This is a genomic window from Ruegeria sp. BHSC043 (assembly GCF_059612985.1).
The window spans coordinates 519,712-544,647 of the sequence record NZ_JBXWRS010000001.1; the positions used below are offsets into that span (position 1 = coordinate 519,712).

Sequence of the window (24,936 nt, forward strand, 5' to 3'; positions counted from 1 at the left end):
AGCCATGGATTATTCCGTTATCTTTGCCGCCCTTTGGGTGATCTGCGCCACTGTCGTGGCGCTGTTGCCGATGCGCCTGCAATTTCCGCCGGGCATCGTACTACTGATCTGCGCACCAGTTCTGATCGTCTGGCTTGGCGTGGCCCATGGCTGGTTGATCGGAGCGCTGGCCTTTGCCGGGTTCGTATCGATGTTCCGCAACCCCATCCGGTATTACTGGCGAAAATGGTCGGGCCGCGAGGTGGGGCAATGAGTTGGTCGATCGCACTGGCCGCCCTGTGGGGCGTCGCCGCCAACGTGCTGGCCATGATCCCCAGCAAGGACAACCACTGGACCCGCGCCTATGCGCTGATCGCGGTGGGCATCCCGATCCTGGGCTATGTCACTTACGAAAACGGCCCGTGGGTCGGCCTGTTCGTTCTGGCCGCCGGCATGTCGGTGCTGCGTTGGCCCGTGATCTACCTTGGGCGATGGCTGCGGCGGCGGATTTGAACCTGCGTCTTGGAACGGGCTTGCCACGCCCCACCGAATCCGCGATCTAGCCTCAATGACCACTTTGCCAACGCCTCAAGGCCGCCTGACGCCAAACCGACCTCTGAACGACCTCACCTGGCTGCGTGTTGGCGGCCCGGCGGATTATCTGTTTCAGCCGGCTGACCTTCAGGATTTGCAGGCTTTCCTGCGAGATCTTCCGTCCGAGGTGCCGGTGTTCCCGATGGGCGTCGGCTCGAATCTGATCGTCCGCGACGGCGGGCTGCGGGCCGTGGTGATCCGACTGGGGCGCGGCTTCAACGGCATCTCGGTCGAAGGCACCAAAGTCACCGCAGGGGCGGCCGCACTGGATGCGCATGTCGCGCGCAAGGCGGCGGATGCGGGGGTGGACCTCACCTTTCTGCGCACCATCCCCGGTTCCATCGGTGGGGCCGTGCGGATGAATGCCGGTTGCTACGGCAGCTATACGGCGGATGTTCTGAAATCGGCCACCATCGTCACCCGGCAGGGCGAGTTGGTCGAGCTGACGCCGGCCGACCTGAACTTCCGCTATCGCCAGTCCGACCTGCCCGAGGGTGCGGTGTTGGTGTCGGCCACGTTCCAGGGCCCGGCGGGTGACCCGGCTGACCTGCACGCCCGGATGGAGGCGCAGTTGAAAAAGCGCGACGAGACCCAGCCCACCAAGGACCGCAGCGCCGGGTCGACCTTTCGCAATCCGGCCGGGTTTTCCTCGACCGGACGGGCCGATGATGTGCACGACCTGAAGGCCTGGAAGGTGATCGAAGACGCCGGAATGCGCGGCGCCCGGCGCGGGGGCGCACAGATGAGCCCCAAGCATTCGAATTTCCTGATCAACACCGGAAACGCCACCGCCGCCGACCTCGAAGGGCTAGGCGAAGAGGTGCGAAAAAAGGTTTACGAAACAAGCGGGATCACGCTAGAGTGGGAAATCATGCGGGTCGGTGATCCGCTGACAGATTAAAGCCCCGACCGTCAGACCAAAACAGGCAAATTCAGGCGACGGATCAAAGGCATAACGAAATACGGACCACCAGATAAGGTCCGGGGACATTGAGGCGCACGAACGTGGGTAGGTCGAGCAGGACAAACCCCAAAGTGGCGGTATTGATGGGCGGCCCCTCGGCGGAACGCGAGGTGTCTCTCAGCAGCGGGCGCGAATGCGCAGCCGCCCTTGTGGGAGAAGGGATCGAGGTCGTCGAACTGGACGCCGGTCCTGACCTTTGTGCGCGCTTGCAGGACATCAAGCCCGACGTTGTCTTCAACGCCTTGCATGGCCGCTGGGGCGAGGATGGTTGCGTGCAGGGTCTGCTGGAGTGGCTGCGAATTCCCTACACGCATTCCGGCGTGTTGGCTTCGGCGCTGGCCATGGACAAACAGCGTAGCAAAGAGGTATTCCGCGCGGCCGGCCTGCCGGTGGCCAACAGCTTGATCGTTCCGAAATCGGACGTGATGGCGGGACACGTCATGCCCGCGCCATATGTGGTCAAGCCCAACAACGAAGGATCGAGCGTTGGGATCTACCTTGTTTTCGAGGGGTCGAACGGCCCGCCGCAGCTGTCGGATGACATGCCCGAACAGGTCATGGTCGAGCAATACGTGGCCGGGCGCGAGCTGACGGTCACCGTGATGGGCGACCGCGCCCTGACCGTGACCGAGATCCTGACCGACGGCTGGTATGACTACGACGCCAAATACAAGCCCGGCGGGTCGCGCCACGTGCTGCCCGCCGATATTCCGCCGCGTATCTTCGAGCTGTGCATGGATTATGCCCTGCGCGCGCATCAGGTTTTGGGGTGCCGGGGCGTCAGTCGCACCGACTACCGCTGGGACGACGCCAAGGGCGAAGACGGCCTGTTCCTACTGGAGACCAACACCCAGCCGGGTATGACCCCCACCTCGCTGGTGCCTGAACAAGCCGCGCATCTGGGCATGACCTTCGGTCAGCTCTGCGCCTGGATGGTCGAGGACGCTTCATGCGATCGTTGACCGCCTCGCGCGCGCCAGACGTATATCGGCCCAAACCCCTTGCGGGGCCGGATGCAACATTTCAGGCTGGCGGCAATGCAAAGGCCCAGTCTGATCCCAAGCTGCGCCTGCGCGGTGGGCGTCTGTTCCGCCGTCGCACCGGGCGTGCCGATCCCGCCCCTTCGCGCCTCAGCTACCGTCTGCAGCGCTGGATGCTGACTCCAGGCATCCGGCGCGGCCTCAAGATCGGTCTGCCTCTGGGCGCTCTGGCCGCCGCCGTTGGTCTGTTCTTTGCCGACGAGACCCGGCGCGAAGCACTGACTGCGCAAGTCGACGGCGTAATCACCGCTTTCCAGGAACGTCCCGAATTCATGGTCAAGCTGATGGCGATCGACGGCGCGGGTTCCGACCTGTCCGATGACATTCGAGAGGTGGTGCCGCTCGATTTCCCCATCAGTTCGTGGGATTTGGATGTCGAGCAGATCCGCGACACGATCACCGGGCTGGATCCGGTGAAGTCGGCCAGCGTGCGGATCCGGCCGGGCGGTATCCTGCAGGTGGACGTGGTCGAGCGTCAGCCGGTCGTCGTATGGCGCACGCGCGAAGGCCTCGAGCTGCTGGACGAAACCGGCGCGCATGTGGCGTCGATCGCCCGCCGGACGGAGCGGCCCGATCTGCCGCTGATCGCGGGCGAGGGTGCTGACAAGCATGTGGCCGAGGCGCTGGAACTGCTGCGCACCGCGCGCGGCCTGGGCGACCGTGTGCGCGGCCTACTGCGGGTGGGCAAACGGCGCTGGGATCTGATTCTGGACCGCAACCAGCGCATCATGCTGCCGACCGAGCGCCCGGTGCGTGCGCTGGAGCGGGTTCTGGCAGTGAACGAGGTTCAGGATCTTCTGGAACGGGACGTGGCCGTGGTCGATATGCGGCTGGGGTCGCGCCCGACCATTCGGATGACCGAAGCCGCCAGCGCAGACTGGTGGAATACAAAAGTGACAACGGGTAACGGGCAGTGAATACGATGATGACCGATCTTTATCAGTCTCAGCGCGCGATGCGCCAGATGCGCCAGCAGGCCATGCAGCGGGGGGTGGTCGCGATCCTCGATGTGGGGACATCCAAGATCGCCTGCCTAGTGCTGCGGTTCGACGGGACCGGTCGGCTGAGCGAGGACAATTCGATCGGCTCGCTGGCCGGGCAGACCGGGTTTCGGGTCATCGGCGCGGCCACCACCCGGTCGCGTGGGGTGCGGTTCGGCGAGATCACGGCCATGCAGGAAACCGAACGCGCCATCCGCACAGCGCTGCAGGCGGCGCAGAAGATGGCCGACATCCGGGTCGATCACGTGATCGCCTGTTTCTCTGGGGCCAATCCGCGCTCGTATGGACTGGACGCGCAGGTGGACCTGGACGGGCACGAGGTCACCGAGGCCGAGATCGGTCGCGTTCTGAATGCTTGCGACGTGCCCGACTATGGGGCGGGGCGCGAGGTGCTGCATGCCCAGCCGGTGAATTTCGCGCTCGACAACCGCTCGGGCTTGATCGACCCGCGCGGGCAGATGGGGCAGACGCTGGCCGTGGACATGCACATGCTGACCGTCGATGCGGTCGCCATCCAGAACCTGGTGCGCTGCATCAAGCGGTGCGATCTGGAGTTGGCGGGCATTGCCAACTCGGCTTATGTGTCGGGAATTTCGGCGCTGGTCGAGGACGAGCAGGAACTGGGCGCCGCCTGCATCGACATGGGCGGTGGATCGACCGGCGTGTCGATCTTCATTAAAAAACACATGATCTATGCCGACAGCGTACGCATGGGCGGCGATCACGTGACCAGCGACATTTCGATGGGGCTGGGGGTCTCGACCACCATCGCCGAACGGATCAAGACCTTCAATGGCGGCGTTCATGCCACTGGCGCCGATGACCGCGACATGATCGACATCGGCGCGGACACCGGCGACTGGGAACACGACCGACGCACCGTCAGCCGTGCCGAACTGATCGGCATCATGCGCCCCCGCGTCGAAGAGATTCTGGAAGAGGTCCGCCTGCGGCTGGACGCCGCCGGGTTCGACCACATGCCCAGCCAGCAGATCGTGTTGACCGGAGGAGGCAGCCAGATTCCCGGCCTCGATGGGCTGGCCAGCCGCATTCTGGGCCAGCGGGTCCGCCTGGGGCGGCCTCTGCGGGTGCACGGCCTGCCGCAATCGGCCACGGGGCCCGGCTTTTCCTCGGCGGTCGGATTGGCCCTGTTTGCCGCGCATCCGCAGGACGAATGGTGGGATTTCGAAACCCCGGTCGACAGCTCGGCCGTGCGCCCGTTCCGCCGTGCCGTGCGCTGGTTCAAGGACAACTGGTAAGGATGCTCAGCCCGGCCAGGCAAAGCTTCTGGCCGAGCGCATCATAGCCTCCATCGGGGGCGAGAACTTGCGGCCGGGAACGGTGATCATCGCCACCTCCCGGCTCACCTCGGGCTCGGTCAGCGGGCGCTGAACGAGGCCGGGCAGGGTCACCGAATATTCCGGCATGAAGGCAAAACCGATCCCGGCCAGAACCATCGCCTGCACCCAGTCCTCGCGTTCCGAACGAAACCGGGCATACAGCTCGACCCCCTTCGAATCGCAGACCGACATGACCATTTCGCGCAGTTCGCAGGCCAGCCGGTCGACGTAATCCTGCCCCGAAAGCTCGGCCAGCGTTATGGCGTTCTTGCGCTGCAGCCGGTGCTCGGGCGGCAGAACCACCACGTAGCGCTCGGAATAGAGAGGGTGGACGCGGAACCTGTCGCGGATGTCGTCGCCCGCCGTCATCACCACCGCGTCCAGCTCGTCATCGGCCAGAAGGCTCTCCAACTCGGATACCGGGGCTTCCCTGACCGCCAGTTCCATGCCGGGGTGGTCATGCTTGAACGCGGCCAGGAACCGCGCCAGCCGCACATGCCCGATCGTCGGCATCACGCCAAGGCGGATCGGTGTCTTTTCCAGCAGGCGAAAGTTGCGGGCCAGAACCCGCGTGGCCTCGGTCTCTTCGAGGATGTGTTCGAGATGCGGCAGCATAGAACGGCCGAACTCGCTGAGAAGGATGCGCCGCCCCTCGCGGTGAAACACCGGCGCGCCCAGTTCCTCCTCCAGCGCCTTGATGCCCTTGGTCAGCGCCGGTTGCGACACGTCGCATTCCTCGGCCGCCTTGGTGAAATTAAGCGTCCGTGCCGCGGTCAGGACATAGCGGATCTGGGACATCTCCATGGCAACCCTCCCCTCGAAAACCACAGGGCAAGGATACAACACCCGGGCCAAACCGTCAGTTATCGAATGATAACGGTGCGCCCATAGTCCCGTGCGCCGGGTTCTGTTGAAATGCCCTCATTGACAGAAACGGTTTGTGAGAGGAGCACGAAATGCCTGTATTCATGGTGGAAAGAAATCTCAAGGGCATCAGCATGGAGGACCTCGCAGGCGCGCAGAAGGCAGCGATCGGGACGGCCGAGACCATGCGCGCCGGCGGTGACCAGATCCGCTATATCCGCTCGACTTTCTCGCCGGGCGACGGCCGTTGCATGTGCCTGTTCGAAAGCGACACGCCCGCCCAGGTGGCGCGGCTCAACGACACTGCCGGCCTGCCATATACCCAGATCGTCGAGGCGCTGGACCTGACTCCCTGAAAAATCAACGATGTGCGGCGGTTTTCGCCGCGCATTTGACCCGATTGCACGGTGACAGGATCAAGAGGCCGTGTTAGAGATTCACTCAGCACCCGGACAAGAGGTGCAGACCGAAGGCCGAGCAGGCTTTCTGAGAGTTCGGATACGTGACCTCCCCCCGCAACCCGGCGTTGCGGGCCTTTGGCGTGTTGTGTTGCCTCAGCTTCAACCCGCAACATCTGCCAGAGTCGGCGAAATACTGCAAGCGCGGGTCTGTTTTCTTCCATATTTTGTGGCAATTTTGCGTTTTTGGCGTGACGTTTGCCAATTCGGATTGTAGGATTGCAGATGGATAGGCAAGAAAATCCCGCATTGGCGGACATATAACAGGCGGACAGAGCATGACATTAAATCTTTCGATGCCCGGGCAGGATGAACTGAAGCCACGGATCACGGTATTTGGCGTTGGCGGGGCAGGCGGCAATGCCGTCAACAACATGATTGAAAAGCAACTCGACGGCGTGGATTTCGTGGTGGCCAACACGGACGCGCAGGCACTGCAGCAAAGCCGCTCTTCGGCGCGGGTGCAGTTGGGCATCAAGGTGACCGAGGGGTTGGGCGCGGGCGCCCGGGCTTCAGTGGGTGCCGCCGCCGCCGAAGAAAGCATCGAGCAGATTGTCGATCACCTGGCCGGCGCGCATATGTGCTTCATCACCGCCGGTATGGGCGGGGGCACCGGCACCGGCGCCGCTCCGATCATCGCGCAGGCCGCGCGTGAACTGGGCGTGCTGACCGTGGGCGTGGTGACCAAACCCTTCCAGTTCGAGGGCGCCAAGCGCATGCGTCAGGCCGAGGACGGCGTCGAGGCGCTGCAGAAGGTTGTTGACACGCTGATCATAATCCCCAACCAGAACCTGTTCCGTCTGGCCAACGAAAAGACCACGTTCACCGAGGCTTTCTCGATGGCCGATGACGTGCTGTACCAGGGCGTCAAGGGCGTGACCGACCTGATGGTACGTCCGGGCCTGATCAACCTCGACTTCGCCGACGTCCGCGCGGTGATGGACGAAATGGGCAAGGCCATGATGGGTACCGGCGAGGCCGAGGGCGAAGACCGCGCCATCCAGGCCGCCGAAAAGGCCATCGCCAACCCGCTGCTGGACGAAATCAGCCTCAAGGGCGCCAAAGGTGTTCTGATCAACATCACCGGCAGCCATGACCTGACCCTGTTCGAACTGGACGAGGCCGCCAACCGCATCCGCGAGGAAGTGGACCCAGAGGCCAACATCATCGTCGGCTCCACTCTGGACCCCGAGATGGAAGGCAAGATGCGCGTATCGGTCGTGGCCACCGGCATCGACGCCAGCGACAGCGCCGCCGAGGCTCCGGCGCCGCGCCGGTCGATGGCAGCGCCGCTGAGCCGCGCCACCTCGGCCGAGCAGGAAGTCCCTGAAGTCGAGGCCCAGCCGCGTCCGGCCGAAGTTGCCGAGGCGGCCGAGAACATCGCGCCGACCCTGTTCGAGTCGATCGAGGAAGTAGAGTTCAAAGAGAGCTTCTACGACACGGGCACCGAAACCGCGTCGGATGACGATGATCTTCCGCCGCCGGCCTACCAGCCAAGCGCAGCCGAAACCGGGCCGGTGCCCCAGCCGGTCGAAGCCGCAGCCGATCCGGTGCATTCACATGCGCCGGGCACCCCTTCGCCGCAGGCTATGCAGCGGTTGCAGGCCGCGGTCCAGAAAGTGCCGAGCGAGTCGCAGCGCCTGAACGCGCAGCGTCCGCAGGCGTCGGCACAACCGCCGCGCCCTGCGGCAGAGGAACGGCCGCGTTTCGGCTTCAACCGTCTGATCGATCGGATGACCGGACATGCCTCGGACACCCCCGCGCAACCTGTCCGTCAGCAGCCCGCATTGCGCCAGACTGACGCCACGGCACCTGCGCAAGACGCGGCCGACCCGGATCAGGAACGGATCGAGATACCGGCCTTCCTGCGACGTCAGGCCAACTGATCGCGGTAACAAATTCTGTGGAAGGGTCGCCGGTTGGCGACCCTTTATTTTTAGTTTTCAGATATTTACACGCGGATCGGCAGGCTTTTGCCGATCGTTCGCAAAACTGTTTCATTCGGTTACAAAGAGTGAGTTGAGGTGCCTCCGGTGCTTCCTTAACTGAGTGGCAACACGGCCGTTTCGGGTCGGACACCGCTCACAGAGGTCCCATTTGCAACAGACGCTCAAATCTTCGGTCACGTTCAAAGGCGTGGGTTTGCATAGCGGCAAGCCCGCGACGATGGTTCTTAAGCCGGCTGCCGCCGGGCACGGTATTTGGTTCAAGCGGACCGATATCGAACTGGGCAATGCAATGATCCCGGCGATCTATGACGTTGTTGAGCGGACCCAGCTGTGCACGCGGTTGGTCAATGATGCGGGCGTCTCGGTGTCTACTGTTGAACATATCATGGCAGCCTTGGCCGGATGCGGCATCCACAATGCCCTGATCGAGATCGACGGCCCCGAAGTCCCGATCATGGATGGCTCGTCGATTGAATTCGTGCGCGGCATCATGTCCAAGGGTGTACGCCGCCAGGCCAGCCCCGTTCTGGCTTACGAGGTGCTCAAGCCGGTCGTCGCCGAGCGCGAGGGCGCGCGGGCGGCGATCCGTCCGGCGGACGGCTTGATCATCGAGTTTCACATTGAATTCGAAGACGCGGCCATCGGGCAGCAGACCAAGATTCTGGACATGCGCAACGGCGCCTTTGCCCGCGAACTTTCCGACTGTCGCACGTTCTGTCGCCGCTCGGATGTCGAAGCGATGCGCGAAAACGGTCTGGCTCTGGGTGGCACACTGGACAACGCTGTCGTGGTGCAGGGCGACTCGGTTCTGACTCCGGGCGGCTTCCGCCGTGCGGACGAAGCCGTGCGTCACAAGATGCTGGATGCGCTGGGGGATCTGTATCTGGCCGGCGGCCCGATCTTCGGCCATTTCGTCGGCGAGAAATCCGGCCACGCGATGACCAACACGCTTCTGCGCAAACTGTTCGAAACGCCCGGCGCGGTGCGCCCGGTTCTGTGCACGCCGGAACAGGCAATGCAATTGCCGGGGCAGGGTCTGGCCTTTGCGGAAATCCCGCAGGTGGCCTGATCTGTCCAGTCTTGGCGACAATTCCGTCGCGGGTCGTTTAAGGCGTTTTGCACCGGAATTTTATATGCTAGACCAAAGCCCAATCCGGGGTTACCCAAAGAGACAAGACGACTAGGATGGGCGGTATGGTTGGCTTCAAGGCGGCAGTCAGGCTTGCGGGCGTGATTCTTCTGGCGGCTACTTTGACGGCATGCGGCAATGCGGGCGGCTTGTTTGGAAACAAGGGGGCCGACCGGTCCCAAAACCTAGAAGGCTATACCCCCGAACAGATTTTCACCCGTGGCGAATTCGAGTTGTCGCAGAATAGGCCGGATGACGCCGCCTGGTACTTCTCGGAAGTGGAGCGCCTGTACCCCTATTCCGAATGGGCCAAGCGGTCGCTGATCATGCAGGCCTTTGCGTTCCATTCGGACAAGAATTATGAGGAAAGCCGCGCCGCCGCGCAGCGGTATATCGACTTCTACCCCACCGACGAGGACGCGGCCTATGCGCAATACCTTCTGGCGCTCAGCTATTATGATCAGATTGACGAGGTCGGCCGCGACCAGGGCCTGACCTTCCAGGCGCTACAGGCCCTGCGAACGGTGATCGAGGTCTATCCCGACAGCGAATATGCCACCTCGGCGGTGCTGAAGTTCGATCTGGCTTTCGACCATCTGGCGGGCAAGGAAATGGAGATCGGGCGCTATTATCTGCGTCAGGATCACTATACCGCCGCAATCAACCGCTTCCGAGTAGTGGTCGAGGATTTCCAGACCACCACCCACACCGCCGAGGCGCTGTACCGCCTTGTCGAGGCCTATCTGGCCCTGGGGCTGGTTGACGAGGCGCAGTCGGCTGGTGCGATCCTTGGCTACAACTACCAGTCGTCCGAATGGTATGATGCGGCTTACAAGCTGCTGACGTCGCGCGGGCTTGAACTCAAGAGCCGCGGCAACAACTGGCTCAGCCAGATCTACCGCCAGACGATCAAGGGCCAGTGGTTGTAATCGCCATGGTCACAGGCTTGGGACGCTGACGACCCGATGCTGCGCGCCCTTGATATCCGCGACATGCTGATCATCGACCGGCTGGAACTGAACTTTCAGCCGGGCCTGAACGCGCTGACCGGCGAGACGGGCGCCGGCAAGTCGATCCTGCTCGACTCTCTGGGCTTCGTGCTGGGCTGGCGCGGGCGGGCCGAACTGGTCCGGCAAGGGGCCGCGCAGGGCGAGGTCGTGGCCGAGTTCGAACTGCCCGAGGGCCATCCCGCCCATGCGATCCTGGCCGAGGCTGGTTTGCCCGGCGGGTCGGAACTGATCCTGCGCCGCGTCAACACTGCCGATGGGCGCAAGACCGCTTGGGTCAACGACCGCCGCTGCTCGGGCGAGGTGCTGCGCGCGCTGTCGGAAACCTTGGTCGAACTGCACGGCCAGCATGATGACCGCGGCCTGCTGAACCCGCGTGGTCATCGCGCTATGCTGGACGCCTATGCCGGGGCCGAGCCGCAATTGACAGCTGTGCGCGCCGCCTGGGCTGAGATGGCGCGCGCCCGCAAAGCCCTGGCCGAGACCGAGGCCGCCGTGGCCGCCGTGCGCAGCGAAGAGGAATTTCTGCGGCATTCCGTTGCCGAACTCGACAAGCTTGATCCGCAGCCGGGCGAGGACGCCGAACTCGACGCCCGCCGTCGGATGATGCAGGGGGCCGAGCGCATCCGCGACGACGTGGCCCGTGCCTTTGCCCTGCTGGGCGGTGACGGGGCCGAAGGGGCGATGGCGGATGCCGTGCGCTGGCTGGAAGGTGTCGCCGACCGGGCCGAGGGCCAATTGGACGAGCCGATCGCCGCCCTGGGGCGTGCCCTGATCGAATTGGGCGAGGCGCAGGATGGCGTAACCTCCTGCCTCGAGGCGCTGGATTTCAACCCTGTCGAGTTGGAGCAGACCGAGGAACGTCTGTTCGCCATCCGCGCGCTAGCCCGCAAACATGACGTGGCGCCAGATGACCTGAGCGGTTTCGCCGACACGCTACGCGCCCGTCTGGGCCAGCTTGAGGCCGGAGACGCCGACCTGGCCGACCGTCGCGCTGCGGTTCAGGCCGCGCAGGCGGCCTACGACGCGGCCGCTGAGGCACTCAGCGCTCTGCGGCGCGAGGCTGCCGGCCGGCTGGACGCGGCGGTAATGGCCGAGCTTGCGCCGCTCAAGATGGAGCGTGCGGTGTTCCAGACCCAGATCACACCCACCGAGCCCGGACCCGAGGGGCAGGACGCCGTGGCCTTTACCGTCGCCACCAACCCGGGCGCGCCGTCGGGTCCGCTCAACAAGATCGCCTCGGGTGGGGAGCTCAGCCGCTTTCTGCTGGCTCTCAAAGTGTGCCTGTCGGGCGACGACAGCGCCCGCACCATGATCTTTGACGAAATCGACCGCGGGGTGGGCGGCGCCACCGCGGACGCCGTGGGCCGCAGGCTTGCGGCGCTGGCGCAGGGCGGGCAGGTGCTGGTGGTAACCCATTCGCCGCAGGTTGCGGCTCGCGCGGCTCATCACTGGCGGGTTCAGAAACACGTGACCGACGGGCAGACCCTGTCCACTGTCCTACCGCTGTCCGAGCCGGACCGGATCGACGAGATTGCCCGCATGGTCTCGGGCGACACCATAACGCCCGAGGCCCGTGCCGCCGCACGCGCGCTGCTGCAGGCCTGATGCCGTCCTGCCGCTGTGTGCCGCGGGCTTCAGCAGCTTGCGACTTTTCTCTGCGCGGTGCGTGCGTTACCAAGGGTCATCACCCAACCCCGCCGAGGGACAATGACCCAGTCCACCCGTTCCGTGCTGCACTACCAGCTCCAACAGGCCTTGGCCGCGCTCAAGGACGCCTGGCGGGTCATGCGCCGTCGTGGTCCCAGCCAAGTCCAGTTCTGGTTCATCGCGCTGGCCATCGGCATCGCCGCAGGGTTCATGGCGTTGGGGTTTCGCAAGGGCATCACCGCCTTGCAGGCCTATGTCTACCAGACCGAGGACATCCTGCGCCTGCACAGCCATGCCGAAGGGCTGCCATGGGTCATGATCCTGGTCATTCCCATCGTGGGTGGACTGGTGGTGGGGGTAATCCTGCACCTGTTTACCGATGACGGCCGCGTGCGCTCGGTTGCCGACGTGATCGAAGGCGCCGCCGTCAACGATGGTCGGGTCGAAACCAAGGCCGGCATCGCCTCTTTCCTCGCCTCGCTGATCACGCTCAGCACCGGAGGTTCGACCGGACGGGAAGGGCCGGTGGTGCACATGGCCGGCGTGATCTCGACCTGGGTCAGCAACCGCATCCATGCCGACGGCATCACCGGGCGCGACCTGTTGGGCTGTGCCGTCGCTGCCGCCGTCTCGGCCAGTTTCAACGCCCCTATCGCCGGGGCGCTGTTCGCGCTCGAGGTGGTGTTGCGCCATTTTGCCGTCCATGCTTTTGCGCCGATCGTCATCGCCTCGGTGGCGGGCACGGTCATCAACCGGCTGGAATATGGCGACGTGACCGAATTCATTCTGGAAACGCCGGGATCGTTGCAATTCTACGTCGAGCTTCCGGCCTTCCTGATCCTCGGACTGGTTTGCGGGCTGGTGTCTGTGGTGCTGATGCGCGCGATCTTCTTTGCCGAGGATTTCGGCAACCACGTCCAGACGCGCTTGTCACTGCCGCGCTGGCTGCGCCCGGCGGTGTCCGGGGCGATGCTGGGGGTTATTGCCATCTGGTTCCCGCATATCATCGGCGTGGGCTACGAAACCACGATCCGCGCCCTGACCGGCGATCTGGTGCTGACCACCGCCATCCTGTTCGCGGTGGTGAAAACCGCCGCCGTCGCCATTACCATGGGCGGACGCATGGGGGGCGGTGTGTTCTCGCCCTCGCTGATGATCGGGGCGCTGACCGGTCTGGCCTTCGGGCTGATCGCGACCGGTCTGCTGCCGGACGTGTCCGGCACGCACACGCTCTATGCCTTCGCGGGCATGGGGGCGGTGGCGGCGGCGGTGCTGGGGGCGCCGATTTCGACCACGCTGATCGTGTTCGAGCTGACCGGAGATTGGCAGATCGGGCTGGCTGTGATGGTATCGGTTTCGATGTCCACCGCGCTGGCTTCGCGGCTTGTCGACAGGTCGTTCTTCCTGACCCAGTTGGAGCGCCGGGGCGTGCATCTGGCGGCCGGGCCGCAGGCCTATCTGCTGGCGATGCTGCGGGCCGGTTCGGTGATGCGCCCGCTGGGTGATCCGCGCTCGATCACCGAAAAACAGGCGCGGGAGCTGATGGATCAGGGGCTTTGCATTCCGGCCAGCGCCACGCTCGAGGCGGCGATGCCTTATTTCGACCGTGACGAGATCGCCTGTCTACCGGTGGTGGTGCCCGAAGACGACGGATCCGAAACCCCGGTTGGCGCGCTTTATCATGTCGATGCACTCAAGGCGTACAACCGCGCGCTGGCCGCCACGGCAGCCGAGGAACATTCGTGACCCTGCGTGGGTGTCAGATCTGCTCGACCTTCACCGATTCGAGCCGGTAGAACGCGATGTAGTCCTTGATTTCGGACACGGCCGGGATCGGGTTCTCATAGCTCCAGGCCGCGTTTTCGGTGACCGAGGATTTGTTGACGATCGAAAAATGCGTGGCGTCGCCCTTGTGCGGGCAGTGGGTCACCCTGTCGGTCTTGTCCAGAAAGGCCATAGCGATGTCGTCGCGTGGGAAATAGATGACCGGCGGCAGATCGCCCTCCGACAGCTCCAGTGCGTTGGTGGTCTCGCCCAGAATGGCGCCGCCTGAACGGACGCACCATTTTCCGGGCGCCTTGCGGATCGCGATATCTGCGGTCATTTCTGCTCCTTCCCTCGTCGTCGCGGCCTTTGATCATTCCGGCCTGAAGTCTACCCGTCCATGTAACACTGTCATGTCACAACGGTGCGGTCGCGGCATCCAACCACAGTTGCGCGTCGGGCGACAGCCTTGGGCGGATCTTTTCCGCAACGTCCCGATGGTAGGCGTTCAGCCAGTCGCGTTCTGCTGCGGTCAGCATGTCGGACACGATCAGGCGCCGGTCGATCGGGACATAGGTCAACGTACGCCAGCACAGCATCGCCCGTTCGCCGTCACCGCCGGGCAGGGCGGGCGCTTCTTCCACGACCACCAGGTTTTCCAGCCGGATGCCAAACGCACCCTCGCGGTAATAGCCCGGTTCATTGGACAGGATCATGCCGGGCTGCAGCGGCACATGGCTGACGCGCGACAGGCGCTGCGGGCCTTCATGAACGCTGAGATACGCGCCGACACCGTGACCGACGCCGTGGTTGAAATCCTGACCCGCCTGCCACAACGGAGTACGCGCCACGCATTCGATGTCACGCCCGGCCAGCCCCACCGGCCAGCGCAGCATCGACATGGCGATCATTCCTTTCAGCACGCGGGTGAAACAGGCCTTCTCCTCTTCGCCGACGCTTCCGATAGCAATCGTGCGGGTGATGTCGGTGGTGCCGTCCAGATATTGCCCGCCGCTGTCCAGAACCAGCAGATGCCCGTCTTCAAGCCGGCTGTCGGTGTCCTCGGTCACCCGATAGTGCATGATGGCGCCATTCGGCCCGGTGCCCGCGATCGTGTCGAACGAGATGTCCTGCAGCGCGTTGTCGCGCCGCCGGTTTTCCTCGAGCTGGGTGACGACCTGGGTCTCGGTCACACTGCCCGGTGCCTGCTCATCCAGCCAGCACAGGGTCTCGATCAACGCCACCGCGTCGCGCAGATGCGCGGCGGCACTGCCCGCGATTTCAGCCGCGTTCTTGCAGGCCTTGGGCAGGGCGCATGGGTCGCCGCCATCCACGGCGCGCTCGGCCAGCACGTCGATCACGGCCTGAGGCACGGTGCCCATGTCCACCTGAACCGCGCCTTCCAACGCGCCGACGGCCTCCAGAAACGCTTCGGGCGGGTGCACCGACACCTGCGGCCCCAGATGTTGGTCCAGCCCGGTCAGCTTCTGCGCCGCCATGAACAGGTCCACCCGCCCATCGGCGTGCAGAATGGCAAACCCGTGCGCTACCGGATTGTAGGCGATGTCAGACCCGCGAATGTTCAGCAGCCACATGATCGAATCCGGCAAGGTGATCACGGCTGCGCTGCGCCCCGCGTCCGCCAGGCTTTTTGCCAGGCGCGTGATCTTGCTCTCGGCGCTTTCGCCCGCGAAGTCCAGCGGATGTGGCTTTGCCGGGTTCAACGGCGGCGCTGGCTGGTCCACCAAGATGCGGTCGACAAGGTTGTCACAGCGCACCAGCTCGATCCCGCTGCCGGCCAGCGCGGCTTGCGTGTCGTGGATCTGTCCCGCCGCGTGCAGCCACGGATCGAACCCCACCTTGCCGCCCTCGGGTAGGTGCCGTTTCAGCCAGTCGGCCAGAGATACTTCGGGCCAGGGCACCGGCGTGAACTCCTCGGCCACCTGCGCCTTGACCTGGGTACGGTAGCGGCCGTCGACGAACACCCCGGCAACTTCGCGTAATGTCACGCAGAACCCAGCTGTTCCAGTGAATCCGGTCAGCCAGGCCAGCCGCTCGTCATGAGGGGCCACATATTCGCCCTGATGCGCATCGGCGCGCGGCACAAGGAACCCGTCCAATCCTTCGCGCACCAACTCAGCTCGCAACGCCGCCAGTCGCGGTGGCCCCTGTTCCGGCCGCGCCGTCACTTCGAAGGATTGGAACATTTGCATCTCCCTCAATCCGAGGCGGGCCATGGCCCACCTCAGTTTGGTTTTTTCAAGAAGGGTCCCGCCCGGGGCAAGGCCTGGCTCAGCCGGCCTTCCGAATGCCCATCACGCGGGCCCGCGCGCGCGGATCGCTGTCGAACAGGGCGGCCAATTGCTCGGTCATCGCCCCGGCCAGCTGTTCCACATCGGTGATCGTCACCGCGCGGTCGTAATACCGGGTCACGTCATGGCCGATCCCGATGGCCAGCAATTCGACCATCTTGCGCTTTTCGACCATGGCGATCACGTCGCGCAGGTGTTTTTCCAGGTAATTCGCCGGATTTACGCTCAGCGTAGAATCATCCACCGGAGCCCCGTCCGAAATCACCATCAGGATCTTGCGCTGCTCGCGCCGGGCCAGCATCCGCCGATGTGCCCATTCCAGCGCCTCACCGTCGATGTTTTCCTTCAGCAGGCCTTCTTTCATCATCAAGCCCAGATTGGCCCGCGCCCGCCGCCAGGGCGCATCCGCCCCCTTGTAGACGATATGCCGCAGATCATTCAGGCGGCCGGGCTGCTGTGGGCGGCCATCGTTCAGCCACGCCTCGCGCGCCTGTCCGCCTTTCCAGGCCCGGGTGGTAAAGCCCAGAATCTCGACCTTCACGTTGCAGCGTTCCAGCGTGCGTGCCAGAACATCGGCACAGATCGCCGCGATGGAAATCGGGCGCCCGCGCATCGACCCCGAGTTGTCCAGCAGCAGCGTCACCACGGTGTCGCGGAATTCGGTGTCTTTCTCGACCTTGAAGCTCAGCGGTGTCGTCGGGTTCGCAACAACCCGCGCCAGCCGACCGGCATCCAGAATGCCTTCCTCGCGGTCGAACTCCCAACTGCGGTTCTGCTGCGCCTGCAGTCGGCGCTGCAGCTTGTTGGCCAACCGGCTGACGGCCCCCTTCAGCGGCTCCAACTGCTGATCCAGATAGGCGCGTAGCCGTTCCAGTTCGGCGGGTTCGGCCAGCTCCTCGGCGGCGATCTCCTCGTCATGGGTGTTCAGATAGACCTTGTAGTCCGGGTCGGCCTCGGACGCCGGCGGAGGGGCGGGCGGCTCCAGCGGCGCTTCGCCCTCGGGCATCTCGGCCTCTTCGCCCATCTCGTCCTCGGCCATCTCGTCCATCGAGACCTGCGCCTGCGACTGGTCCTGCTGCTCTTCCTGCGTCTGTTCAGGAGTGGCGTCGGCGTCCTGCTCGTCCTGTTCGTCCTGGCCGGTGCTGTCAGGGTCGGGCTGTTCCTCGGCCTCTTCCTCGGCCTGGTCCTCCTGGTCTTCGTCCAGCGCGTCCGGGTCTTCGCCCAACTGATCGCCATAACCCAGATCGTCGATCACTTGGCGGGCGAATTTGGCAAAAGCGGTCTGGTCCGACAGAATTTCGTTCAGGTTCTCCAACGTGCCGCCGGCCTGTTCCTCGATAAACCCGCGCCACAGTTCCATGACATTCGCGGCCGCTGGCGGGAGATCGCGCCCCGTGGCCAGGTGCCGGATCAGATAGCCCGCGGCGACGGCCAGCGGAGCCTCGGACGGCTGCTTGCACTGGTCATAGCCCCGCCGCAGCGCCTCGTGGTTGATCTTGACGTCGATATTGCTGGCGGTGCCCGGCATGTCGCGGGCGCCCATGGCTTCGCATCGGGCAGTTTCCATCGCCTCGTACAGATCGCGGGCCATGTCGCCCGGCGGGGCGTAACGGGCATGGGTGGCCTCGTCATGGTACCGGCGCTGCAACGCCAGCGCATCCGCCGTGCCGCGCGCCAGCAAAACCTCCTCGCGCGTCATCCGGCGCGACACTTGAGGCAAGCGCATCGTCTCGCCCGACAAACCCGACGGATCGACCGTGTAGCTGACCGACAGGTCCGGGTCGTCGGCCATCACCTTGGTGGCCTCGGCCAGGGCCTTCTTGAAGGGATCAGCGGGGTTATCGTTCTTCTGCACCATCTCTCTCAGCCCTCATTCAAGCGCCGCCCGACCGCGACGACCGGCCCCGCCTTCATCTGGCCCAAAATATCCCCGCCGGAGGCATTGCGCCCGGCACGGGCGCAAATCCAACATTACCCCAAGCTGACGCTTGCGGCGCTTTCCGGCAGTTCCTCATCAAAACACCGCTGGTAAAACTCGGCAACCGTCTCGCGCTCTAACTCGTCGCACTTGTTCAGGAACGACAGGCGGAAAGCATAGCCCACGTCGCGGAAGATCTCGGCATTCTGGGCCCAGTTGATCACGGTGCGCGGGCTCATGACCGTGGACAGATCGCCATTCATGAAAGCGGTCCGGGTCAGGTCGGCCACGGTGACCATCTGGCTGACGGTCTTGCGGCCCTTCTCGGTGTTGTAATGCGGCGCCTTGGACAGCACGATCATCACCTCGGCATCGTGACTTAGATAGTTCAGCGTCGCTACCAGCGACCATCGGTCCATCTGCGCCTGGTTGATCTGCTGCACGCCGTGATACAGGCCGGTGGTGTCGCCCAAACCCACGGTGTTGGCGGTGGCGAACAGGCGGAAATAGGGGTTCGGTGTGATGATTTCGTTCTGGTCCAGCAAGGTCAGCTTGCCGTCATGCTCCAGAACCCGCTGGATCACGAACATCACGTCGGCGCGGCCGGCGTCGTATTCATCGAACACGATGGCCACCGGGTTGCGCAGCGCCCATGGCAGGATGCCCTCGTGAAACTCGGTCACCTGTTTGCCGTCGCGCAGCTTGATCGCATCCTTTCCGATTAGGTCGATCCGGCTGATGTGGCTGTCCAGGTTGACGCGAACTGCAGGCCAGTTCAGACGCGCGGCGACCTGTTCGATATGGGTCGATTTGCCGGTCCCATGATAACCCTGGATCATTACCCGCCGGTTGTGCGAGAAACCGGCCAGAATGGCCAGCGTCGTCTCGGGGTCGAACTTGTAGGTCGGATCGATCGCCGGCACACGGTCGCTTTGCTCGGCAAAGCCCTTGACGACCATGTTCGTGTCAATGCCGAACACGTCCCGGACCGAGATCTCTTCGGTCGGTTTTGCGTTGATGTCGATTGATCCGTCAGCCATGCGCCTTGTCCTCATTCCTTGGCCCGTTCACCGGGGTCGAACCCGTGTGTGGTGCAACATATTGCGGGCAAGGGCAAGGGAAAGCCGAGTCTGCCGAAACAGAACCGGACGATTGCGTCCGGCGGCCTTCGCGGCTGCATCGCGAACCCGGAAATCTGCATGGTGCAGCTGCGGTATGGCGCTATTTGTTGACTCAACAATGGGAATATCGTGCAATATGCGCGTTTGTTAGCGAGGTTTCGCCGTGTCATTGGTCATTACTGGCCCGTCGGTCATCAATTTTCCGTCGGGAACCGATACGTTTTCCGTTGATTACGATGCCTCTAGATCGGTTTCCTGGAGCGTCACGGTTTTGGGGGACGGGCCATTGGATCCGTCCGATTATTCCGTTTCCATCGACGCCAACGGCCTGTTGACCATAGACCTGACACCGGGGGTCGACATTCCTCCGGGTACATCGCTGTCGCTTCGGATCGACGCGACCACCGGCCGCCCCGGAAACGGGAACAATGCAAGCCTTGGCGTGACCGTGAACCTCCCCGCCGGGGTCGTCCCCTGTTTCGTTGCCGGAACCCTGATCGAGACCGCGCACGGACCACGCCCAGTCGAAGATCTTGCCGTTGGCGATCTCGTGCGCACCTCACGTGGAGAATTGCTGCCGATCCTCTGGATTGGGCAACGAACATTGTCAGCAAACCAGCTGGAACTGAGCCCGAATTTCAGACCGATCTGCATAGGCAAGGACGCTTTGGGGCCTGGCCGGCCTTCGCGCGACCTCTACGTCTCACCGCAGCATCGCATCGTGCTCGAAGGGTGGATGGCCGAGCTTCTGTTCGGCGAAGCTCGGGTCTTTGCGGCGGCGGTCCATCTGGTCAACGATGGGACCATTCGCCGGACCCTGCCCAAATCGCCGGTCACCTATTACCACATCGCCTGTCCGCGCCACGCCGTTCTGATCTCGAACGGGTTGCCGACCGAAAGCCTTTATCCCGGCGATATGGTGCTTCAGGCGTTTGGGACAGGGGTGGCGGCCGAGCTGCTGGCCTTGTTCCCTGAACTGGCCCACCCAACCCCTACAGCCGCGTTGCGGACCCGGTTGCCCTGCCTCAAAAGGCGCGAAGCGTCGGTGGCGGGAAAAGCGCTGATCCAGTAGGTCGGCCAGACCTGTCCCGAAAAAAAACCAAAATTAATGCCAACGTGCGCGCTTCGCGGTATGCTTGCAGAGGTTTCAGTGCCGCCCGGACAACGAACGGCCGTGGAATCCACTTTGCTTGAACATTTGAATTAAGGGAGTGAGAACTTGAGAACCTTGAATTGGAAGCGGCGCTTTGCCGGCGCAGTTTTGGGGGTCAGTCTGGCGCTGCCGGCTGCGGCCCAGGACAAGCCTATGAATTTTCTCATTATCTGGGGCGATGACATCGGGTATTGGAATGTCAGCGCTTATAACCAAGGCATGATGGGCTATGAAACGCCCAACATCGACCGGATTGCAAACGAAGGCATGTTGTTCACCCATGCCTACGGGGAACAGTCCTGCACGGCAGGGCGGGCCAGCTTCGTGACCGGCCAGTCCGGGTTCCGGACCGGGCTTCTCAAGGTCGGGTTGCCGGGCGCCAAAGAGGGGATCAGCGAAAAAGACCCCACCATTGCCGAATATATGAAGTCCAAGGGCTACATGACGGGTCAATATGGAAAAAACCATCTGGGCGACCTGGACGAACACCTGCCCACCAACCACGGTTTCGATGAATTCTTCGGCAATCTCTACCACCTGAACGCGGAAGAAGAGCCCGAGAATGTCGATTATCCCAAGGATCCCGCCTTCCGCGAGCAATTCGGCCCACGCGGCGTCATCAAGTCCAGCGCCGACGGCAATATCGAGGATACCGGCCCGCTGACACGCAAGCGGATGGAAACCATCGACGAAGAGGTGACCGCCGGTGCGCTCGACTTCATCGACCGGGCGGTTGAACAGGATAAGCCGTTCTTTTTGTGGTACAATACGACGCGTATGCACATTTTCACGCACCTCAAAGAGGAAAGCCAGGGCGTGACCGGGCTGGGGGTCTACCCTGATGGCATGGTTGAGCATGACAAGATGGTCGGCCAGATGCTGGACAGGCTCGACGAGCTGGGCATCGCTGACAACACGGTGGTGATGTATTCCACCGACAACGGCGCCGAGGTCTTCAGCTGGCCCGATGGCGGTACCACTCCGTTCCGGGGTGAAAAGAACGACAACTGGGAAGGCGGCTATCGCGTTCCGCTGCTGTTGAAATGGCCGGGTGTGATCGAACCGGGGCGCAAGTCGAACCAGATCATCAGTCACCTGGACTGGTTCCCGACGTTCATGGCCGCGCTGGGGGATGCCGACATGAAAGAGGTCATGCTGACCGAAGCACCCTTTGGGGAAGGCAACGAGCCGGTGCACCTAGACGGCTACAACTTCCTGCCGTACTTCAAGGGCGAGACCGAAGAAGGCCCGCGCAAGGAGTTTCTCTATTTTTCGGATGGCGGTGACCTGGTGAACCTGCGGTACGGGCCGTGGAAGGTCGTGTTCGCCGAACAGCGGGCACATGGTTTCGATGTTTGGCAGGAACCGCTGACCTTCCTGCGGTTGCCCAAGCTCATAAACCTGTATTCGGACCCGTTCGAACGGGCCGAGCACGAGTCCATCGGCTACTCGCAATGGCGGCTCGAGCGCGCCTTTGCTCTGGTGCCGGCTCAGGCTTTCGTGGCTCAGTTCCTCGAAACCTTCAAGGACTACCCGCCGCGTCAGGAACCTGCCAGCTTCTCGATCGATCAGGTTCTGCAGACGTTGCAGACCAATCAGGGCGGCTGACCCAATTCACAGAAAACATGAAGGGCGCCCAATCGGGCGCCCTTTTTTCATTGAAAGGCTGAGGCTTTACTTGAAATTGCGGCTGTCCTTGATCTGGTCCCAGGCCCAGACCACTTCCTGCAATTGTTCTTCCTGACTGCGGTCGCCGCCGTTCATGTCGGGATGCAGAACCTTGATCAGCTTCTTGTAGGCCTTGCGCACCTCGGCCTTGGTCCAGGTGTCCTTGGCTTCGAGGATCTCGATCGCCCGGCGTTCGGTGGGCGGTAAGCGGCGGCCCGTGGCTTCGCGGCCCCGGTTCTTGGTGGCCTTTTCGCCCAGCACCTGATGCGGGTCCTCGATCCCAAGGCGGGCCCAGGCGCGCGCCTCGGGGTCGCCCATCGGTTTGGTCTCGCGCTCCCACACCTTGTCCTTGGACCGCTGCGCGTTCAGCTCGGCCTCGGTCGTGCCGTCGAAGAAATTCCACTTCTGGTTATACTCGCGCACATGCTGCTGGCAGAACCAGAAATAGTCATCCAGCACGTCGGGCGCCTTGGGCGCGCGGTATTTCCCCGGTTCGTTACAGCCTTCGTGATCGCAGACGCGGGTCGATGTTTCGGATGCGCCCGACATTCCCCGGCGGCCGCGCGGGTTTTTCTTCTTGGCACTGGACACCGAGATGTCGAAACCGAAGGGATCAGGTTTTACCATGTGCTCATCCTCACGAACGCGTCTTTTCGACTCGGAGGCAGCAGTTTAATCTAAGTGACCGAAAGTAGAAGAGGGGCGCGGCAAATTATTTGTCCACGAGCACGAAAATGACCATGACCGAGGAAATTCGCACCCGCCTGCAGGCGGCTTTCGACCCCTATGAGCTTGAGGTCGTGGACGACAGCGAAAGCCATCGCGGCCATGCCGGGTTTCGCGAAGGCGGCGAAAGCCATTTCAACGTCCGCATCCGCGCCGCGGCCTTTGCCGGTCAGTCCCGTGTGGCCCGCCATCGTGCCGTGCACAAAGCGCTGGGAGACGTCGTGCCGCGCATCCACGCGCTGGCGCTGGACATTGGCGACTGATTGCGCCACGGCCGGCGGAAGGCGATCAGAGCGCTGGCAAGCAACTGGCGCATGCCCGAAATCCGCGCATCCAGCCAGGCGGTGTGGCGGTAATGGTTCAGTTGCCCCGGGTATCTTTTTCGGCCTCGTCCGGCTTGGCCTCGGGGGTGTCTTTGTCCGGCTTCGACGTCAGCGGCGGGTCGTCATTATCCTGCGCGATCGGGGCCGGTGCGTCGGGGCCGGGAACCGGACGCGCCAAGGGAGTATCGTCCTGTTCGGGCGGGGTCAGAAAGGCCTCGGCTTCATCGGCCGGCACTTCGGTCTCGACCGCCCGCCGGAACACCAGAACATTGCGCCAGTTCGTGGTGCTGCCGGTCAGTCCCACCCGCTCTTCGCTGGGCAGCAGTTCGGCGCTCTGATATTCCCAACCTTCCGCGCCCATCTCATTCAATAGCTGCTCGATGGTGACGGCAAACCGGCCCTCGGGCGTTTTGACCCCTTTGGCCTTGGTGCCTTTCTTGGGGGCCGGGACGACCTTGTATTCGTAACGCTGCATACACAACCTCAAAATTGTTGAAGGGGTTATAGCAGCGTGTTCCCCAAACGCCATAGCACCACTTGTATGACGACCGCACTATATAGGCAGATTTTTCCATTTGGATACTCGGTAAAGGTGCATTGATTGACATACTCGCCTGACACGCGTCTACTAATTGACGTTGGGTTAATTAGTTTGGGGGGGTGTTATGGCTCGAGCGATTGCGTATCGCGGCGTTGATATACCGAACACATCTGTATGGTTTGGTTTTGTGCAGGTCGCAAACTCGGGGAGGATCGTTATTTCGGATGGGTTTCGGAAAACGATCTACGAAGGCAGTTTCAGGTATGATGCGGCAGGGCGCGTGTCCGGAACTATGAACAAGATCACCGAGTTTGCGGGTGGTCAGAAACTATACACTGTGACTGGAATTGGCGCGAGTGCCGCAGCGCTGTACAATGCAATCCAGATACAAGCGAACTTTCAAAAAGCGGCAGCAATTGTTCTTGCAAAAAGCGATAGCCTAACCGGTTCGTTGTTTGCTGATAGTATTAAGTCATTTGCAGGAAATGACATCGTCAACGCTCGGGATGGAGACGACACGGTGTGGGCCGGAAGTGGTAACGATGTCGTCCGAGGTGGACTAGGAAACGACACCGTTTTTGGCAACCAAGGCAATGACAGACTAATTGGTCAGGGTGGAGTGGACAAACTCGTCGGACAGTCCGGGAACGATGTCCTTTCCGGCGGCAGTGGCGACGACGTACTGATCGGTGGCGGCGGCAGCGACCGAGTTTATGGCGGTGCCGGCAACGACATTCTGAACGGCGGGCGCGCGGCGGATATTTTGAGAGGCGGCGGCGACAATGATACTCTCATTGGTGGATCTGGTAACGACAACCTAGCTGGGGGTTCGGGAGACGACATCCTGCAGGGCGGCGCCGGTCGTGACATCCTTGCCGGAGGTGCGGGTGCGGACCAGTTCGTATTCAAAGCTGTTTCCGAGTCGCGTGTTGGAGGAACGAAACGGGACGTCGTTACAGATTTCGTTCAAGGGGAAGATGTTATTGATGTTTCCGCTATCGATGCAACGTCGCAACCTTTGGATCAGGCTTTTATGTTTATTGGAGAAGCCGCGTTCTCTGGCACTGAGGGTGAATTGCGTTTCGTCAAAAACACGACAAGCGGAATTACAGTCGTGAGCGCGGATATCGATGGGGATGGCTCTGCCGATTTCCAAGTTCAATTGACTGGTATCTTCGATCTGAACCAGACGGATTTTATTCTGTAGGGAAGTTTCCGCAGCAGCCAGCGTCATTCTTGTTGCAGCGAGAATCATAGATCGCCAACAATGACCGCCCTGACCGACGGTTTTCGTCGCCTATCAGCGCCGAAGGCGATGCCACGATCAAGAACCGTTCGGCAACGGGTAGCTTTCGTTCAATCGAGCCGGGCCCGTGTTTGCAAGACTGTTGACTACAAACCGGACAAACCCAGTTGCCCGGCCTGTACAAACCGA

General features: G+C 62.8%; 23 protein-coding genes. 16 read left to right on the forward strand and 7 right to left on the reverse strand.

What is annotated here, in order from left to right; all coding sequences use genetic code 11:
• Positions 1 to 4: 4 nt before the first annotated feature.
• The 6 genes from AC2FMM_RS02575 to ftsA all read left to right on the forward strand — a co-directional run bounded on the left by AC2FMM_RS02575 (position 5) and on the right by ftsA (position 4,837).
• Entirely contained in the window at positions 5 to 253 is a 249-nt protein-coding gene (locus tag AC2FMM_RS02575; protein ID WP_496740956.1) for a DUF2484 family protein, read from the forward strand.
• A complete protein-coding gene (locus AC2FMM_RS02580) occupies positions 250 to 492 on the forward strand; it encodes a DUF2484 family protein (RefSeq protein ID WP_170357288.1) in 243 nt (80 codons plus the stop codon). Before AC2FMM_RS02575 ends, AC2FMM_RS02580 begins: the two co-directional genes overlap by 4 nt.
• A gap of 55 nt (positions 493 to 547) precedes the next feature.
• A complete protein-coding gene (gene murB / locus AC2FMM_RS02585; RefSeq protein ID WP_496795715.1) occupies positions 548 to 1,474 on the forward strand; it encodes a UDP-N-acetylmuramate dehydrogenase in 927 nt (308 codons plus the stop codon).
• Between the two features lie 104 nt (positions 1,475 to 1,578).
• Complete coding sequence (locus tag AC2FMM_RS02590) at positions 1,579 to 2,499, forward strand: D-alanine--D-alanine ligase (RefSeq protein WP_496686006.1); 921 nt, start codon at positions 1,579 to 1,581, stop codon at positions 2,497 to 2,499.
• A complete protein-coding gene (locus AC2FMM_RS02595; protein ID WP_496795716.1) occupies positions 2,487 to 3,494 on the forward strand; it encodes a cell division protein FtsQ/DivIB in 1,008 nt (335 codons plus the stop codon). Before AC2FMM_RS02590 ends, AC2FMM_RS02595 begins: the two co-directional genes overlap by 13 nt.
• A gap of 8 nt (positions 3,495 to 3,502) precedes the next feature.
• Positions 3,503 to 4,837: a cell division protein FtsA gene (gene ftsA, locus AC2FMM_RS02600; RefSeq protein ID WP_496678843.1), complete on the forward strand. Its 1,335-nt coding sequence runs from the start codon at positions 3,503 to 3,505 to the stop codon at positions 4,835 to 4,837.
• A gap of 6 nt (positions 4,838 to 4,843) precedes the next feature.
• On the opposite strand, the gene AC2FMM_RS02605 is transcribed toward ftsA, so the two are convergent.
• Positions 4,844 to 5,722, reverse strand: a complete 879-nt coding sequence (locus tag AC2FMM_RS02605) for a LysR family transcriptional regulator (RefSeq protein ID WP_496678845.1) — start codon at positions 5,720 to 5,722, stop codon at positions 4,844 to 4,846.
• Positions 5,723 to 5,874: 152 nt separating this feature from the next.
• Here AC2FMM_RS02605 and AC2FMM_RS02610 point away from each other — a divergent pair, with 152 nt between their 5' ends.
• From AC2FMM_RS02610 to AC2FMM_RS02635, 6 genes are all read left to right on the forward strand, one after another.
• Positions 5,875 to 6,138 carry a DUF4242 domain-containing protein gene (locus AC2FMM_RS02610; RefSeq protein ID WP_068347630.1) on the forward strand — a complete coding sequence of 88 codons (264 nt, stop codon included), beginning with the start codon at positions 5,875 to 5,877 and terminating at the stop codon, positions 6,136 to 6,138.
• Between the two features lie 380 nt (positions 6,139 to 6,518).
• On the forward strand, positions 6,519 to 8,126 hold the full coding sequence (ftsZ, locus tag AC2FMM_RS02615) for a cell division protein FtsZ (protein ID WP_496795717.1): 1,608 nt from the start codon (positions 6,519 to 6,521) through the stop codon (positions 8,124 to 8,126).
• A gap of 211 nt (positions 8,127 to 8,337) precedes the next feature.
• A complete protein-coding gene (lpxC, locus tag AC2FMM_RS02620; protein WP_496795718.1) occupies positions 8,338 to 9,258 on the forward strand; it encodes a UDP-3-O-acyl-N-acetylglucosamine deacetylase in 921 nt (306 codons plus the stop codon).
• A gap of 125 nt (positions 9,259 to 9,383) precedes the next feature.
• The gene (locus AC2FMM_RS02625; RefSeq protein WP_149774745.1) at positions 9,384 to 10,247 is read left to right on the forward strand and encodes an outer membrane protein assembly factor BamD; all 864 of its coding nucleotides are present in this window, start codon (positions 9,384 to 9,386) and stop codon (positions 10,245 to 10,247) included.
• 36 nt (positions 10,248 to 10,283) lie between these two features.
• Positions 10,284 to 11,933: a DNA repair protein RecN gene (recN, locus tag AC2FMM_RS02630; RefSeq protein ID WP_496740945.1), complete on the forward strand. Its 1,650-nt coding sequence runs from the start codon at positions 10,284 to 10,286 to the stop codon at positions 11,931 to 11,933.
• Between the two features lie 102 nt (positions 11,934 to 12,035).
• Positions 12,036 to 13,721, forward strand: a complete 1,686-nt coding sequence (locus AC2FMM_RS02635; protein WP_496678853.1) for a chloride channel protein — start codon at positions 12,036 to 12,038, stop codon at positions 13,719 to 13,721.
• A 13-nt stretch (positions 13,722 to 13,734) separates the two neighbouring features.
• Here the strand turns inward: AC2FMM_RS02635 and AC2FMM_RS02640 are convergent, their stop codons facing one another.
• The 4 genes from AC2FMM_RS02640 to cobS all read right to left on the reverse strand — a co-directional run bounded on the left by AC2FMM_RS02640 (position 13,735) and on the right by cobS (position 19,009).
• On the reverse strand, positions 13,735 to 14,079 hold the full coding sequence (locus AC2FMM_RS02640; RefSeq protein WP_496795719.1) for a DUF427 domain-containing protein: 345 nt from the start codon (positions 14,077 to 14,079) through the stop codon (positions 13,735 to 13,737).
• Positions 14,080 to 14,155: 76 nt separating this feature from the next.
• Positions 14,156 to 15,946 carry an aminopeptidase P family protein gene (locus AC2FMM_RS02645; RefSeq protein ID WP_496795720.1) on the reverse strand — a complete coding sequence of 597 codons (1,791 nt, stop codon included), beginning with the start codon at positions 15,944 to 15,946 and terminating at the stop codon, positions 14,156 to 14,158.
• A gap of 85 nt (positions 15,947 to 16,031) precedes the next feature.
• Positions 16,032 to 17,909 carry a cobaltochelatase subunit CobT gene (gene cobT / locus AC2FMM_RS02650; protein ID WP_496711484.1) on the reverse strand — a complete coding sequence of 626 codons (1,878 nt, stop codon included), beginning with the start codon at positions 17,907 to 17,909 and terminating at the stop codon, positions 16,032 to 16,034.
• Between the two features lie 113 nt (positions 17,910 to 18,022).
• The gene (gene cobS / locus AC2FMM_RS02655; RefSeq protein WP_496678859.1) at positions 18,023 to 19,009 is read right to left on the reverse strand and encodes a cobaltochelatase subunit CobS; all 987 of its coding nucleotides are present in this window, start codon (positions 19,007 to 19,009) and stop codon (positions 18,023 to 18,025) included.
• Positions 19,010 to 19,253: 244 nt separating this feature from the next.
• On the opposite strand from cobS, the gene AC2FMM_RS02660 reads away from it, so the two are divergent.
• Both AC2FMM_RS02660 and AC2FMM_RS02665 read left to right on the forward strand, forming a co-directional pair.
• Positions 19,254 to 20,162, forward strand: coding sequence for a Hint domain-containing protein (locus AC2FMM_RS02660; protein ID WP_496795721.1), 909 nt, complete (start codon positions 19,254 to 19,256; stop codon positions 20,160 to 20,162).
• 234 nt (positions 20,163 to 20,396) lie between these two features.
• Complete coding sequence (locus AC2FMM_RS02665; RefSeq protein WP_496678862.1) at positions 20,397 to 21,851, forward strand: arylsulfatase; 1,455 nt, start codon at positions 20,397 to 20,399, stop codon at positions 21,849 to 21,851.
• Between the two features lie 66 nt (positions 21,852 to 21,917).
• Here AC2FMM_RS02665 and AC2FMM_RS02670 read toward each other — a convergent pair whose 3' ends face one another.
• Entirely contained in the window at positions 21,918 to 22,538 is a 621-nt protein-coding gene (locus AC2FMM_RS02670) for a J domain-containing protein (protein WP_149774752.1), read from the reverse strand.
• A gap of 107 nt (positions 22,539 to 22,645) precedes the next feature.
• On the opposite strand from AC2FMM_RS02670, the gene AC2FMM_RS02675 reads away from it, so the two are divergent.
• On the forward strand, positions 22,646 to 22,900 hold the full coding sequence (locus AC2FMM_RS02675) for a BolA family protein (RefSeq protein WP_490360767.1): 255 nt from the start codon (positions 22,646 to 22,648) through the stop codon (positions 22,898 to 22,900).
• 97 nt (positions 22,901 to 22,997) lie between these two features.
• On the opposite strand, the gene AC2FMM_RS02680 is transcribed toward AC2FMM_RS02675, so the two are convergent.
• Positions 22,998 to 23,435 (reverse strand): DUF4177 domain-containing protein, encoded by a 438-nt coding sequence (locus tag AC2FMM_RS02680; RefSeq protein WP_496678864.1) that lies wholly within the window; start codon positions 23,433 to 23,435, stop codon positions 22,998 to 23,000.
• Positions 23,436 to 23,793: 358 nt separating this feature from the next.
• Between AC2FMM_RS02680 and AC2FMM_RS02685 the strand changes: the two genes are divergently transcribed.
• Entirely contained in the window at positions 23,794 to 24,708 is a 915-nt protein-coding gene (locus AC2FMM_RS02685) for a calcium-binding protein (protein ID WP_496795722.1), read from the forward strand.
• Positions 24,709 to 24,936 lie beyond the last annotated feature (228 nt).

Bases quoted from the DNA above. Each gene is read 5' to 3' on its own strand.
- AC2FMM_RS02575 (WP_496740956.1), top strand. From the start codon at position 5: ATGGATTATTCCGTTATCTTTGCCGCCCTTTGGGTGATCTGCGCCACT.
- AC2FMM_RS02580 (WP_170357288.1), top strand. From the start codon at position 250: ATGAGTTGGTCGATCGCACTGGCCGCCCTGTGGGGCGTCGCCGCCAAC.
- murB (WP_496795715.1), top strand. From the start codon at position 548: ATGACCACTTTGCCAACGCCTCAAGGCCGCCTGACGCCAAACCGACCT.
- AC2FMM_RS02595 (WP_496795716.1), top strand. From the start codon at position 2,487: ATGCGATCGTTGACCGCCTCGCGCGCGCCAGACGTATATCGGCCCAAA.
- ftsA (WP_496678843.1), top strand. From the start codon at position 3,503: ATGACCGATCTTTATCAGTCTCAGCGCGCGATGCGCCAGATGCGCCAG.
- AC2FMM_RS02605 (WP_496678845.1), bottom strand. From the start codon at position 5,722: ATGGAGATGTCCCAGATCCGCTATGTCCTGACCGCGGCACGGACGCTT.
- AC2FMM_RS02610 (WP_068347630.1), top strand. From the start codon at position 5,875: ATGCCTGTATTCATGGTGGAAAGAAATCTCAAGGGCATCAGCATGGAG.
- ftsZ (WP_496795717.1), top strand. From the start codon at position 6,519: ATGACATTAAATCTTTCGATGCCCGGGCAGGATGAACTGAAGCCACGG.
- AC2FMM_RS02625 (WP_149774745.1), top strand. From the start codon at position 9,384: ATGGTTGGCTTCAAGGCGGCAGTCAGGCTTGCGGGCGTGATTCTTCTG.
- recN (WP_496740945.1), top strand. From the start codon at position 10,284: ATGCTGCGCGCCCTTGATATCCGCGACATGCTGATCATCGACCGGCTG.
- AC2FMM_RS02635 (WP_496678853.1), top strand. From the start codon at position 12,036: ATGACCCAGTCCACCCGTTCCGTGCTGCACTACCAGCTCCAACAGGCC.
- AC2FMM_RS02640 (WP_496795719.1), bottom strand. From the start codon at position 14,079: ATGACCGCAGATATCGCGATCCGCAAGGCGCCCGGAAAATGGTGCGTC.
- AC2FMM_RS02645 (WP_496795720.1), bottom strand. From the start codon at position 15,946: ATGTTCCAATCCTTCGAAGTGACGGCGCGGCCGGAACAGGGGCCACCG.
- cobT (WP_496711484.1), bottom strand. From the start codon at position 17,909: ATGGTGCAGAAGAACGATAACCCCGCTGATCCCTTCAAGAAGGCCCTG.
- cobS (WP_496678859.1), bottom strand. From the start codon at position 19,009: ATGGCTGACGGATCAATCGACATCAACGCAAAACCGACCGAAGAGATC.
- AC2FMM_RS02665 (WP_496678862.1), top strand. From the start codon at position 20,397: ATGAATTTTCTCATTATCTGGGGCGATGACATCGGGTATTGGAATGTC.
- AC2FMM_RS02670 (WP_149774752.1), bottom strand. From the start codon at position 22,538: ATGGTAAAACCTGATCCCTTCGGTTTCGACATCTCGGTGTCCAGTGCC.
- AC2FMM_RS02675 (WP_490360767.1), top strand. From the start codon at position 22,646: ATGACCATGACCGAGGAAATTCGCACCCGCCTGCAGGCGGCTTTCGAC.
- AC2FMM_RS02680 (WP_496678864.1), bottom strand. From the start codon at position 23,435: ATGCAGCGTTACGAATACAAGGTCGTCCCGGCCCCCAAGAAAGGCACC.
- AC2FMM_RS02685 (WP_496795722.1), top strand. From the start codon at position 23,794: ATGAACAAGATCACCGAGTTTGCGGGTGGTCAGAAACTATACACTGTG.